This is a genomic window from Pseudomonas sp. GW821-FHT11G12, from assembly GCF_058808055.1.
Window position 1 is genome coordinate 272,932 of record NZ_JBXARH010000009.1, and the last position, 12,606, is coordinate 285,537.

Annotated in this window: 9 protein-coding genes; 5 read left to right on the top strand and 4 right to left on the bottom strand. The window is 61.4% G+C overall.

The window, feature by feature from the left end; genetic code table 11:
- Positions 1-72: 72 nt before the first annotated feature.
- The 4 genes from hrpA (at position 73) to AC1RR7_RS24550 (ending at position 6,349) form a co-directional block, all read left to right on the top strand.
- Positions 73-3,984: an ATP-dependent RNA helicase HrpA gene (gene hrpA / locus AC1RR7_RS24535; RefSeq protein WP_493158623.1), complete on the top strand. Its 3,912-nt coding sequence runs from the start codon at positions 73-75 to the stop codon at positions 3,982-3,984.
- Between the two features lie 318 nt (positions 3,985-4,302).
- Positions 4,303-5,424, top strand: a complete 1,122-nt coding sequence (locus AC1RR7_RS24540; RefSeq protein WP_096819363.1) for a beta-ketoacyl-ACP synthase III — start codon at positions 4,303-4,305, stop codon at positions 5,422-5,424.
- Between the two features lie 80 nt (positions 5,425-5,504).
- The gene (locus AC1RR7_RS24545; protein ID WP_102620240.1) at positions 5,505-6,119 is read left to right on the top strand and encodes an RNA polymerase sigma factor; all 615 of its coding nucleotides are present in this window, start codon (positions 5,505-5,507) and stop codon (positions 6,117-6,119) included.
- Positions 6,113-6,349 carry an anti-sigma factor family protein gene (locus AC1RR7_RS24550; protein WP_096819361.1) on the top strand — a complete coding sequence of 79 codons (237 nt, stop codon included), beginning with the start codon at positions 6,113-6,115 and terminating at the stop codon, positions 6,347-6,349. Before AC1RR7_RS24545 ends, AC1RR7_RS24550 begins: the two co-directional genes overlap by 7 nt.
- A gap of 135 nt (positions 6,350-6,484) precedes the next feature.
- On the opposite strand, the gene AC1RR7_RS24555 is transcribed toward AC1RR7_RS24550, so the two are convergent.
- Positions 6,485-7,816, bottom strand: a complete 1,332-nt coding sequence (locus tag AC1RR7_RS24555; protein ID WP_493158624.1) for a putative porin — start codon at positions 7,814-7,816, stop codon at positions 6,485-6,487.
- 280 nt (positions 7,817-8,096) lie between these two features.
- Between AC1RR7_RS24555 and AC1RR7_RS24560 the strand changes: the two genes are divergently transcribed.
- Positions 8,097-9,221, top strand: coding sequence for a GNAT family N-acetyltransferase (locus tag AC1RR7_RS24560; RefSeq protein WP_096819359.1), 1,125 nt, complete (start codon positions 8,097-8,099; stop codon positions 9,219-9,221).
- A gap of 15 nt (positions 9,222-9,236) precedes the next feature.
- Here the strand turns inward: AC1RR7_RS24560 and aqpZ are convergent, their stop codons facing one another.
- The 3 genes from aqpZ to AC1RR7_RS24575 all read right to left on the bottom strand — a co-directional run bounded on the left by aqpZ (position 9,237) and on the right by AC1RR7_RS24575 (position 12,604).
- Entirely contained in the window at positions 9,237-9,932 is a 696-nt protein-coding gene (gene aqpZ / locus AC1RR7_RS24565) for an aquaporin Z (RefSeq protein WP_096819358.1), read from the bottom strand.
- A 187-nt stretch (positions 9,933-10,119) separates the two neighbouring features.
- Positions 10,120-11,952 carry an ABC transporter ATP-binding protein gene (locus AC1RR7_RS24570; RefSeq protein ID WP_096819357.1) on the bottom strand — a complete coding sequence of 611 codons (1,833 nt, stop codon included), beginning with the start codon at positions 11,950-11,952 and terminating at the stop codon, positions 10,120-10,122.
- An 88-nt stretch (positions 11,953-12,040) separates the two neighbouring features.
- Positions 12,041-12,604, bottom strand: a complete 564-nt coding sequence (locus tag AC1RR7_RS24575; RefSeq protein ID WP_096819356.1) for a peptidylprolyl isomerase — start codon at positions 12,602-12,604, stop codon at positions 12,041-12,043.
- Between the last annotated feature and the right edge of the window lie 2 nt (positions 12,605-12,606).

A 12,606-nucleotide genomic window follows, 5' to 3' on the forward strand; every position in this document is an offset into this window, starting at 1 on the left:
CCTCGCCACAGTAGAAGCCAAATCTGCGACAATCGCGTCCTTGCGCCACTAGACGACCGAATTGCGTACCCGATGACCGACGAATCGCCCTCCATCGACAAACTGCTGAAAAACCTCGATCACGCCATGCTCGCCGACCGCCACCGGCTGCGGCGGCAGTTGCTTGAGCTGCGCAAGAAACCTGACGAGGCCAAACTGGCCCAGTGGGTGGCGCGCATGCAGGCGTCCTGCGATCAGGTGCTGGCGCGCAAGGCCAGCCTGCCGGTGATCCGTTACGACGACAGCCTGCCGATTGCAGCCAAGCGTGACGAAATCAAAAAGGCGCTGGAAAAGCACCAGGTGCTGATCATCGCCGGCGAAACCGGCTCGGGTAAAACCACGCAGTTGCCGAAAATCTGTCTGGAAATCGGTCGCGGCCAACATGGCCTGATCGGCCACACCCAGCCGCGTCGAATTGCGGCGCGCAGTGTGGCCAGCCGGGTCGCCGAAGAACTCGGTACGCCGCTGGGCGCACTGGTCGGCTACCAGGTGCGCTTCGAAGACCAGAGCGACTCCAACACCCTGATCAAACTGATGACCGACGGCATCCTGCTGGCGGAAACCCAGAACGACCGCTACCTCGAACGCTACGACACGATCATCGTCGACGAAGCCCACGAACGCAGTCTCAACATCGACTTCCTGCTGGGTTACCTGAAAACCCTGCTGCCGCGTCGTCCGGACCTGAAAGTCATCATCACCTCGGCGACCATCGATCTGGAGCGTTTCTCCAAGCATTTCGATGATGCACCGATTGTCGAAGTGTCCGGCCGCACCTTCCCGGTGGACACCTGGTATCGCCCGCTGACCCTGGAGCAGGACGAAGAGGGCAACCGCGTCGAGGACGATCTGACCGTGGATCAGGCGATCCTCGCCACCCTCGACGAAATCGCCGCCTATGAGCGCAGCGAGCGTCGCAGTCCCGGCGACGTGCTGGTGTTCCTGCCCGGCGAGCGCGAGATTCGCGACGCCGCCGACATGCTGCGTAAAGCTCAGCTCAAACACACCGAAATCCTGCCGCTGTACGCGCGCCTGTCGCCGGCCGAACAGCAGCGGATCTTCCAGTCTCACCCGGGCCGTCGCGTGGTGTTGGCGACCAACGTCGCCGAAACGTCGTTGACCGTGCCGGGTATCCGTTACGTGATCGACAGCGGCACTGCGCGCATCAGCCGTTACAGCTACCGCGCCAAGGTCCAGCGGCTGCCGATCGAAGCAATTTCCCAGGCCAGCGCCAACCAGCGTAAAGGTCGTTGCGGCCGGGTCGAGCCGGGTATCTGCGTGCGCTTGTACAGCGAAGAGGATTTCCTCGGTCGCCCGGAATTTACCGATCCGGAAATCCTGCGCACCAACCTTGCGGCGGTGATCCTGCAGATGCTGCATCTGCGCCTCGGCGAGATCACGGATTTCCCGTTCATCGAGCCGCCGGACGGCAAGGCGATCAGCGACGGTTTCAACCTGCTGCAAGAACTGTCGGCGGTGGATCGCAACAGTCAGCTGACCCCGCTCGGCCGCCAGTTGGCGCGCCTGCCGGTGGACCCGCGCATGGGCCGCATGCTGCTCGAAGCCGCCAAGCTTGGCAGTCTGCAGGAAGTGCTGATCGTCGCCAGCGCCATGTCGATTCAGGACCCGCGCGAGCGTCCGCCGGAGCGTCAGCAAGCGGCCGATCAGGCCCACGCCCAGTGGAAGGACATCGATTCGGACTTCGCCGGGCTGGTCAATCTGTGGCGCGGTTTTGAAGAGCAGCGCCAGGCGCTGACCGCCAGCCCGCTGCGCAACTGGTGCCGCAAGAATTTCCTCAACTACCTGCGCTTGCGCGAGTGGCGCGATTCCCATCGTCAGTTGAGCCTGATCTGCCGCGACTTGCAGCTGAGCCTCAATAAAGAGCCGGCGGACTATCCGAAGCTGCACAAAGCGGTACTGGTCGGTCTGCTCAGCCAGATCGGTCAGAAAACCGAGGACGGCGACTATCTTGGCGCCCGTCAGCGGCGGTTCTGGATTCACCCGTCGTCGGGCATCGGCAAGAAGCGCCCGCAGTGGGTGATGACCGCCGAACTGGTGGAAACCACCAAGCTCTATGCGCGGATGGTGGCCAAGATCGACGCCGACTGGATCGAACCGCTGGCCGGGCACCTGATCAAGAAGAACCACTTCGAACCGCACTGGGAGAAGAAGCGCGGCCAGGTCGTCGCGTTCGAACAGATCACTCTGTTCGGCCTGATCGTGGTCGGTCGTCGACCGGTGCATTACGGCCCGGTGGATCCGGTGGTCTCGCGGGAGCTGTTCATCCGCGAAGGCCTGGTGCGTGGCGAGATTCAGTCCCGGGCCAAATGCCTGACGGCCAACAAGCAACTGCTGGAACAGCTCGACGAACTGGAAGCCAAGGCTCGCCGCCGGGACATTCTGGCCGACGAGGAAACCCTGTTCGCGTTCTACGATGCGCGACTGCCGGCGGAGATCCACCAGACCGCGACGTTCGACAGCTGGTATCGCGTCAACAGCCAGAAAGACCCGCAACTGCTGATCATGCGCGAGGAAGACGTACTGGCCCGCGAAGCCAGCGAAGTCACCGCCCAGCATTACCCGGACACACTGCACATCGGCGACCTGGAACTGGCGCTGAATTATCACTTCGAACCGAATCACCCGCGCGACGGTGTGACCCTGCGCGTACCGGCGCCGCTGTTGCCGATGCTGCCGCCGGAACGCCTGGAATGGCTGGTGCCGGGGCTGATCGAGGCCAAGTGCATTGCGCTGGTGCGTAACCTGCCCAAGGCCTTGCGCAAGAACTTCGTGCCGGTGCCGGACTTCATCAAGGCTGCGCTGCAACGCATGACCTTTGCCGAAGGTTCGTTGCCGCAAGCGCTGGGCCGTGAATTGCTGCGCATGACCGGTGCGCGGGTCAGCGACGAAGCCTGGGCGGAAGCTGAGCAACAGGTCGAAAGCCATCTGCGGATGAACCTGGAAATCGTCGACGGCCAGGGCAAGTTCCTTGGCGAAGGGCGTGATCTGGCGGAGCTGACGGCACGTTTCGCCGAAGCCAGCCAAGCTGCATTGGCTGTGCCGCAGAGCGCGAAAAGCCAGCAACCGGTGGAAGCCAAGGTCTTCGCAGCGGTGGCGGAAAAGACTCAGCAGAAGATTGCCGGGTTGTCGATGACGGTCTATCCGGCGCTGGTGGAGGAGGGCGGTACGGTCAAGGAAGGTCGCTTCTCGACCCCGGCCGAAGCCGAGTTCCAGCATCGCCGCGCCTTGCAGCGACTGTTGATGCAGCAACTGGCCGAACCGGCCAAGTTCCTGCGCGGCAAGTTGCCGGGCCTGACCGAACTGGGCTTGTTGTACCGCGAACTGGGCCGGGTCGATGCGCTGGTGGAAGACATTCTGCTGGCCAGCCTCGATAGCTGCATTCTTGATGGCGAAGATCCGTTGCCTCGTGACGGCGCAGGGCTGGCCGCGTTGGCCGAGCGCAAGCGTGGCAGCTGGACCGAGCACGCCGAACGGGTGGCGCGTCTGACCCTGGAAATCCTCAAGCTCTGGCACGGTCTGCAAAAACGCTTCAAGGGCAAGATCGACCTGGCTCAGGCGGTGGCGCTTAACGACATCAAGCTGCAGCTCAGCCATCTGGTGTATCCGGGCTTCGTCCGCGAAACGCCGATGCTGTGGCTCAAGGAGTTGCCGCGTTATCTGAAGGCTGTCGAGCAACGTTTCGAAAAACTGGGCGCGCAGGTGCAGAAGGATCGGGTCTGGAGCGGCGAACTCGCCGGGCTCTGGACGCAATACCAGACGCGCGCGGCCAAACACGCGCAGGAAGGCAAACGCGATCCGCAGCTCGAGCTGTATCGCTGGTGGCTGGAAGAGTATCGGGTTTCGCTGTTCGCCCAGCAGTTGGGGACGAAAGTGCCGATCTCCGACAAGCGCCTGAACAAACAGTGGACACAGGTCGAACCCTAGCGAGTGCCTGATCGCTCCCACGCTCTGCGTGGTAGCGCTTCCCCGGACGCTCTGCGTCCGCTTTTGGGACGCAGAGCGTCCCTGGCTGCATTCCCACGCAGAGCGTGGGAACGATCAGCAAAAGGCGCCAAATGCCAAGGTTTATGGCAAACTTCGCGCCTATAAACGCCGGCCCCGCGGTTTTGAGCCTTGTCAGCCGCGGGCGAGGTCGGAATAAAGCGATGCCAGGTTTTTGCGTCCCCTCTATGGGAATAGACCCTTTGCGTGTTGGCACGTCGGTGCCAGCACTTTCTGCCTGAACAGATTAGAGAAACGACCATGCATAACGTCGTCATCAGCGGCACCGGCCTGTACACCCCGGCCAACAGCATCTCCAACGAAGAGCTGGTGCAGTCTTTCAATACCTACGTCGCGCAGTTCAACGCCGACAACGCTGACGCCATCGCCAGCGGTGAAATCCAGGCCCTGACCGAATCCAGTGCCGCGTTCATCGAAAAAGCCTCAGGCATCAAGAGCCGTTTCGTCATGGACAAGGACGGCATTCTCGACCCTGCGCGCATGGCGCCACGCCTGCCGGAGCGTTCCAACGACGAGTGGTCGGTGCTTTGCCAGATGGCCATCGGTGCCGCCGAACAAGCCCTGCAGCGTGCCGGCAAGACCGCCGCCGATATCGACGGTGTGATCGTCGCCTGCTCCAATCTGCAACGCGCCTACCCGGCCATCGCCATCGAAGTCCAGGAAGCACTGGGCATCCAGGGTTTCGGTTTCGACATGAACGTCGCCTGCTCGTCGGCGACCTTCGGCATCCAGCAAGCCGCCAACACCGTGCAACTGGGCCAGGCCCGGGCGATCCTGATGGTCAACCCGGAAGTCTGCACCGGTCACCTGAACTTCCGCGACCGCGACAGCCACTTCATTTTCGGTGACGCTGCTACCGCCGTCGTCATCGAGCGTGCCGATACGGCGACGTCGAAACACCAGTTCGACGTGGTCAGCACCAAACTGCTGACCAAGTTCTCGAACAACATCCGTAACAACTTCGGCTTCCTCAACCGCGCGGCGGAAGAGGGCATCGGTGCCCGCGACAAACTGTTCGTGCAGGAAGGTCGCAAGGTGTTCAAGGACGTCTGCCCGATGGTGGCCGAGCTGATCGGCGAGCATCTGGAAGAGAACAAGCTCAACGTTGGCGACGTGAAGCGTTTCTGGCTGCACCAGGCCAACCTGAGCATGAACCACCTGATCGTGCGCAAGTTGCTGGGCCGCGAAGCCACCGAAGAAGAAGCGCCGGTGATTCTCGACACCTACGCCAACACCAGCTCCGCCGGTTCCGTGATCGCTTTCCACAAGTACCAGGACGATCTGGCGGCCGGTTCGCTGGCGGTACTGAGCTCGTTCGGTGCCGGTTATTCGATTGGTAGCGTGATTCTGCGCAAACGCTGAGACCGTGTTAAAAGATCGCAGCCTGCGCGCTTCTTCGGGAGCCGTCGCAGGCTGCGATTTTTTTTGCCCGTGAGGTATCGATGGCTGCAACGGATGACACTCAATTGCTCGAACGCCTGCTGGCTGGCGAGCAAAAGGCTTTCAAGGAACTGGTCACCACCTACCAGAGCGCCATGCGCGCGGTGGCCTATGCGATTGTCGGCCAGCGCCACGTCGAAGAAGTGGTGCAGGACGCCTGGCTGTCGGTGGTGCGCCATATCGGCAGCTTCGAAGGCCGCTCCAGTCTCAAGACCTGGCTGCTGACCATCACCGCCAACTCGGCCAAGGGTCGCTACAAGCAGAATCGCCGGGAAGTGCTGATGGATGATCTGCCGTCGCCCCACGGCACCATCGACGACGACCGTTTTTCTCCCGGCGACGGTCACTGGCTGGTCGCACCGTTCGCCTGGCATCAGGACACGCCCGAAGCGCTGCTCACCGAGAATGAACTGCGCGAATGCCTGGAGCACACGCTGCTCAGCCTGTCAGAACTGCAAAGCAGTGTGCTGTTGCTGCGCGAGCGTCAGGGCCTGGAGCTGGAAGAGATCTGTAATCTTCTGGAGATCTCGCTCTCCAATGTCCGTGTGCTGTTGCATCGGGCACGCTTGAAGGTCTTCGCGACCGTGGAACATTTTGAGGAGACCGGCGAATGTTGACCTGCAAGGAGCAAGTGGCACGATCCAGCGATTATCTCGATGGCCAGTTGAGCTTTCGCGAGAAGCTGATGGTGCGTCATCACCTGATGTTCTGCCCCAATTGCCGGCGTTTCATTCGCCAGATGCGGCTGATGCAGGCGACGTTGCGCAAGATGCCGGAGAAACCGGAAGGGGATCTGGACGCGTTGGCCGAGCGCTTGGCCGAGCAGCGACGAAAAGACAATTCCTGAGGCAAAAAACAGCCCGGCACAACAGCGGCGAACGGATGATGGGGATCGCTGCTGCTGCGCCGGGCTGTAGGAGAAAAGCAGCTTCAAGCGACAAGTGAGGCATTCACTCGCGGCTTGAAGCCTGGCATTGCTGTTTTAGAACTTGGCTTCGGCATCCAGTTGCAGGGTGTTGATGTCGGAGTCAGTCTTCTTGAGGCTGGCGTTGGTGTAGTCCGAGTTAGCCATGAAATACGTGGCGCCCAGGGTGAAGTTCTTGTCCAGCTCGTAGCTCACTTTCAGCTTGCTGCCGCGCGAACCGGTGTAGCCGTTGGCGAAGTCGGAGTCGGTGAAGGCACCCACCACAGCGTTACGCTGTACGTCGCGGTAGTTGTAGTCGATCCCGAAGCCGTAAACCTTGGTCTTGACGCCGGCCAGCCAGCCAGTGTCCTGGTCGTTGCTGGCGTCGTTGTTGTTGACGTACTGACCGTAGATCGACAGCGGTACTGGCAGGTTGGCGACGTCCAGCTGACCAAAGCCTTCATACAGTTTGAAGGTTTCGTTCGGGCTGTTGCCGTTGACGGCCAGGGCGCATGGCGCGGTCACGGTGCCGGAGGTCGGGCAGGCACTGTCCTTGTCGTTGTCGTAGGAATAGATACTGCCGCCCAGGGTCAGTTTCAGGCTGTCGGTCAGTGCGAAACGACCGCCCAACTGGCCGGCGTACAGACGCAGGTCGTGCTTGAACTGCACGCCTTCGCCATCGACGTTGTCCTTGAGGGTGTAGTGACCGGCGCTACCGAACAGTTCGGCGCTGCCGTTCAGCGGGTACTTGTAGGTGACGGCCAGGCCTTCCGGGTTGATGTCGCTGTCCCAGATGATGTCGCCCATGCTCACCCAAGGCTGGTTCATTTTACCGGCGATCAGGTGCAGGTTCTTGATGGCGTCAGGGTGGTAGTCGACGTAACCCTGGTCGAGCCAGATCTGCTTCTTGTCGAAGTAGTTGTTCAGGTCCTGGTTGGTGGAGCGGGCGTCGTCGCTGCTGCCGGTGGCGATACGGATACCGGTGTCCACCTGCGGGTTGATTTCGGTGTAGGCACCCAGACGGGCACGAATGCGCTGACGGTCCTGGTCCTTGGCGTTCGGTACGCCATCGTTCTTGACGGTTTCCTGACGGAAACGCACGTCACCCTTGAACTGGGTCTTGGCAGCCCAGGCCAGTTTCTGGTCGAAGGTGCTCAGTTCGTTGGTTTTCTTCGCGGTCGCCGCGATCTGCTCGTTGGTCTCTTGCTGCGCCTGCTGCGCGATTTGCTGGGCCTTCTGATCCTGGGCCAGTTCAGTTTGCAGTTCTACGTACTGCGCCTGGGTAATGGAACCGTTGGCCTTGAGCATTTCGAGCAGTTTGGCGTCGACTGCGGCACTGGCCGGAACACTCATGGCCAGCAACAGGCCACCGCACAGGGCTGCCGCAGTTTTCGTGGAAGCAAGACGCATAGCAATCTCCGAAGATGAGAGGGATGGCTGAACCATCCTGGGCACAACCGACGATTTGAACGTCGGAAAACTGTGTCCGGGTAGAACCCGGCGCTCTAAAAACAGGCGCCAGTATCGCGATGGTTTATGACAGAGCAGTGGCACGGTGATGGCAGGTTGATGACGATACAAAACTTCCGTGAACTATTGATTTAGAGCGCTGTCGCGCAATTGGTCGTGTGCAAGATCAAGGCGATGGGCGATACTCGCGAGGCTTTCAGGCCCGGATGTGGAGAGGAAAATGCCGTTGCAGCGCCTGCAAAAACTGTCGGAAATCGAACCGGCGCTCTGGGATGCACTGGTGCCGGACAACCAGCCGTTTCTGCGCCATGCCTTCCTCGGCGCGCTGGAAGACAGCGGCAGTGTCGGCCCGCACACCGGCTGGCAGCCGGAGCATTTGCTGCATGTCGAAGACGGTCGTCTGATCGCGGCGCTGCCCGGTTACCGCAAGTGGCATTCCTACGGCGAATACGTGTTCGATCACGGCTGGGCCGACGCCTGCGCCCGCGCCGGCATTGATTACTACCCCAAGTTTCTGAGCGCCGTGCCCTTCAGCCCGGTCAGTGGTCCGCGGTTGCTGGCGGCGAACGTCGAGGACGGATTCGAACTGCTCAAGAGCCTGCCGGGCTATCTGCAAATCGAAGAACTCTCCAGCGCCCACATCAACTTCACTGACCCCTTCACCGACGCTGCCATGGCCGAACAACCGGGCTGGCTGCAACGCATCGGCTGTCAATATCACTGGCAGAATCGCGGCTATCGCGACTTCCAGGACTTTCTCGACGTGCTCAGTTCGCGCAAGCGCAAACAGATGCGCAAGGAGCGCGAGCAAGTGGCGGGGCAGGGTTTCGAGTTCGAATGGCTGGAAGGACGAGAACTGGACGAGGCGCAGTGGGATTTTGTTTACGCCTGCTACGCCAACACCTATGCGGTGCGTCGTCAGGCGCCGTATCTGACACGGGAGTTTTTCAGCCTGCTGGCCGAGCGCATGCCGGAATCGATTCGTGTCGTACTGGCCAAACAGGGCTCAAGGCCGGTGGCGATGGCGTTCAGTCTGGTGGGGGGCGACAGCTTTTACGGTCGTTACTGGGGTTGCCTGGCCGAGTTCGACCGGCTGCATTTCGAAACCTGTTTCTATCAGGGCATGGACTACGCGATTGCCCAGGGTTTCCAGCGCTTCGACGCCGGCGCCCAGGGCGAACACAAACTGATTCGCGGCTTTGAACCGGTGATCACCCATTCCTGGCACTACCTGCGTCATCCCGGCCTGAAAGCCGCCGTGAAGGATTTCCTCCAGCAGGAACGCGCCGGTGTTCTGGCTTACGCGGAAGAGGCGAGGAGCGCCTTGCCGTATCGGCAAGCCTGATCCTCGCCGCTGCCCTCAACTGTCTTCCTTGCCCAACCAGCGATAGACCACGCCGCCAACCACCGCGCCCAGCAACGGCGCGACCCAGAACATCCACAACTGCGCGATCGCCCAGCCACCGACCATCAGCGCCGGGCCCGTACTGCGGGCCGGGTTGACCGAGGTGTTGGTCACCGGAATCGAGATCAGGTGGATCAGCGTCAGGCCCAGGCCGATGGCAATCGGTGCCAGTCCTGCCGGCGCGCGCTTGTCGGTGGCGCCAAGGATGATCACCACGAACATGGCGGTCATCACCAGTTCGGTGACGAACCCGGCGGCCATCGAGTATTTGCCCGGCGAGTGCTCGCCATAGCCGTTGGAGGCAAGGCCGGCGGCGATGTCGAAACCCTCCTTGCCGCTGGCGATGTGGTAGAGCAATGCCGCTGCCAGAATCCCGCCGATCACCTGGGCGATGATGTAGGCAGGCAGCTCTTTGGCCGGAAACCGACCGCCGACGACCAGACCGACCGACACGGCCGGGTTGAGGTGACATCCGCTGATGTGGCCGATGGCAAACGCCATGGTCAGCACCGTCAGACCAAACGCCAGGGCGACCCCCAGCACGCCGATTCCCATAGGTGAAGACGCGGCGATCACCGCACTGCCACACCCGCCCAACACCAACCAGAACGTACCCAACAACTCAGTGACTGAACGTTTGAACAGAGACATGAGAGTGTCCTTGATAGACGTGCTATCGAGACTGCATCGAGTTGTGCTTCCTTGCAGAATTACGACAGGTTCATCTCCAGAACCTTCGCTGATTACAGCAGGGATTCAAGGGATTTCCAGCAGGCGATAAAAAACCGCCAGAGCCCGTGGCAGAGGGGCTGTGGCGGTTTTTGTGTTTCGCGCAGGGTCAGTCGATGCCGACAAACCCTCCGGTCTGGTGCGCCCACAACCGCGCATACAACCCGCCATGGGCCAGCAGTTCGGCATGGTTGCCGCTTTCGGCGATCTTGCCGTTCTCCAGCACCACCAGCCGATCCATGCGGGCAATGGTCGAGAGGCGGTGGGCGATGGCGATCACGGTCTTGCCCTGCATCAGAGTTTCCAGGCTTTCCTGGATCGCTGCTTCGACTTCCGAGTCCAGCGCCGAGGTCGCTTCGTCCATGATCAGGATCGGCGCGTCCTTGAGCAGCACTCGCGCAATCGCGATCCGCTGGCGCTGGCCGCCGGACAGTTTCACCCCGCGCTCGCCGACATGCGCGTCGAAACCGGTGCGACCTTCGGCATCCGACAGCAGCGGGATGAACTCGTCGGCACGGGCCTTGCGCACCGCCTCCCAGAGTTCGGCGTCGGTGGCGTCAGGCTTGCCGTACAGCAAGTTGTCGCGGATCGAACGGTGCAGCAGCGAAGTGTCCTGGGTGATCATGCCGATCCGTGCGCGCAGGCTTTCCTGGCCGACTTCGGCGATGTTCTGGCCGTCGATCAGGATCCGCCCACCCTCGACGTCGTACAGGCGCAGCAGCAGGTTGACCAGGGTCGATTTGCCGGCGCCGGACGGGCCGATCAGACCGATCTTTTCCCCCGGTTTGATGGTCAGGTTGAGGTCGCCGATGATGCCTTTCTTCTTGCCGTAGTGAAAATCCACGTGCTCGAAACGCACTTCGCCACGGGCCACGGCCAGCGGTTTGGCCTGTTCGTGATCGGTGACGCTGACCGGCTGCGAGATGGTCTGCAGACCGTCCTGGACCATGCCGATGTTTTCGAAGATCCCGGTGACCACCCACATGATCCAGCCGGACATGTTGACGATACGGATCACCAGACCGGTCGCCAGGGCGATGGCACCGACGGTGATCAGCGACTGCGACCACAGCCACAGCGCCAGCGCGGTGGTGCCGACGATCAGCAGGCCGTTCATGGTGGTGATCGCCACGTCCATGCTGGTGACCACGCGCCCGGCCATCTGCGCCTTTTCGGTCTGTTCCTGCATGGCTTCGCGGGCGTAGTGCTGTTCGAAATTGGTGTGGGCGAACAGCTTCAGGGTGGCGATGTTGGTGTAACCATCGACGATCCGGCCCATCAGCTTCGAACGCGCATCCGAAGCCGCGACCGAGCGATCCTTGACCCGTGGCACGAAGTAATAGAGTGCGCCGATGTAAGCGGCGATCCACGTCAGCAGCGGGATCATCAGGCGCCAGTCGGCCTCGGCGAACAGCACCAGCGAACTGACCGCATAGATCAGCACGTGCCACAGCGCATCCACCGCCTGCACGGCGGAGTCGCGCAGCGAGTTGCCGGTCTGCATGATGCGCTGGGCGATGCGCCCGGCGAAGTCGTTCTGGAAGAAGTTCAGACTCTGCTTGAGCACGTAGCTGTGGTTCTGCCAGCGAATCATGCTGGTCATGCCCGGGCTCAGCGTCTGGTGCACCAGCAAGTCGTGCAGGCCAAAGAAGATCGGGCGCAGCACCAGTGCAACCACCACCATCCAGGTCAGTTCGAACGCGTGGTCGTGGAAGAAATTCGGGTTCGGCGTGCCCTGGGCCAGGTCGATGATGCGGCTCAGGTAACTGAACAGCGCCACTTCGATCAGTGCGGCGAACAGGCCGACCACCAGCAGGGCGGCGAAACTTGGCCAGACCTGTTTCAGGTAATAGGTATAGAAGGGCAGAACACGGTTCGGCGGAGCCGCCGTCGGGGCGTCACGGAATATGTCGATCAGTTGTTCGAAACGGCGATAGAGCATCAGATAACCGCCCGGAGTACGGGCTCTCCTTTTATCAGTGTGAGCGGCGTGACATCAGGTCAGCGCCGCTCGATACGCCCTGTAAAGCTTAGTCGATGCGCTTGGCCGACTTGATGATCACAGGGTCGACAGGCACGTTTTGCATGCCCTGTTTGGTGGTGGTCTGGGAGTTGACGATGATGTCGACCACGTCCATGCCCTTGACCACTTTGGCGAACACGGCGTAACCGGCGTCGCGGCCCGGATCGAGGAACGCGTTGTCGGCAACGTTGATGAAGAACTGGCTGGTGGCCGAGTTTGGATCGGAAGTACGGGCCATCGACAGGGTGCCGCGAACGTTGTGCAGACCGTTGCTGGCTTCGTTCTTGATCGGTGCCTTGGTGTCTTTTTGTGCCATCTGCTGGGTGAAACCGCCGCCCTGAGCCATGAAGCCCGGGATCACGCGGTGGAAAATGGTGTTGGTGTAGAAGCCGCTGTCGACGTACTCAAGGAAGTTCTTGGTACTGATCGGCGCCTTGACCGGGTCCAGCTCGATTTCGATGGTGCCGTTGGTGGTCACCAGTTCGACGTGTGGCGCCTTGGCCGGCGTGGCAGCCATCAGGTTGGCGGCGAACAGCACGGTGCCGGCGGCGAGGGCGATTTTTTTCAGCATGG

Bases quoted from the DNA above. Each gene is read 5' to 3' on its own strand.
- hrpA (WP_493158623.1), top strand. From the start codon at position 73: ATGACCGACGAATCGCCCTCCATCGACAAACTGCTGAAAAACCTCGAT.
- AC1RR7_RS24540 (WP_096819363.1), top strand. From the start codon at position 4,303: ATGCATAACGTCGTCATCAGCGGCACCGGCCTGTACACCCCGGCCAAC.
- AC1RR7_RS24545 (WP_102620240.1), top strand. From the start codon at position 5,505: ATGGCTGCAACGGATGACACTCAATTGCTCGAACGCCTGCTGGCTGGC.
- AC1RR7_RS24550 (WP_096819361.1), top strand. From the start codon at position 6,113: ATGTTGACCTGCAAGGAGCAAGTGGCACGATCCAGCGATTATCTCGAT.
- AC1RR7_RS24555 (WP_493158624.1), bottom strand. From the start codon at position 7,816: ATGCGTCTTGCTTCCACGAAAACTGCGGCAGCCCTGTGCGGTGGCCTG.
- AC1RR7_RS24560 (WP_096819359.1), top strand. From the start codon at position 8,097: ATGCCGTTGCAGCGCCTGCAAAAACTGTCGGAAATCGAACCGGCGCTC.
- aqpZ (WP_096819358.1), bottom strand. From the start codon at position 9,932: ATGTCTCTGTTCAAACGTTCAGTCACTGAGTTGTTGGGTACGTTCTGG.
- AC1RR7_RS24570 (WP_096819357.1), bottom strand. From the start codon at position 11,952: ATGCTCTATCGCCGTTTCGAACAACTGATCGACATATTCCGTGACGCC.
- AC1RR7_RS24575 (WP_096819356.1), bottom strand. From the start codon at position 12,604: ATGCTGAAAAAAATCGCCCTCGCCGCCGGCACCGTGCTGTTCGCCGCC.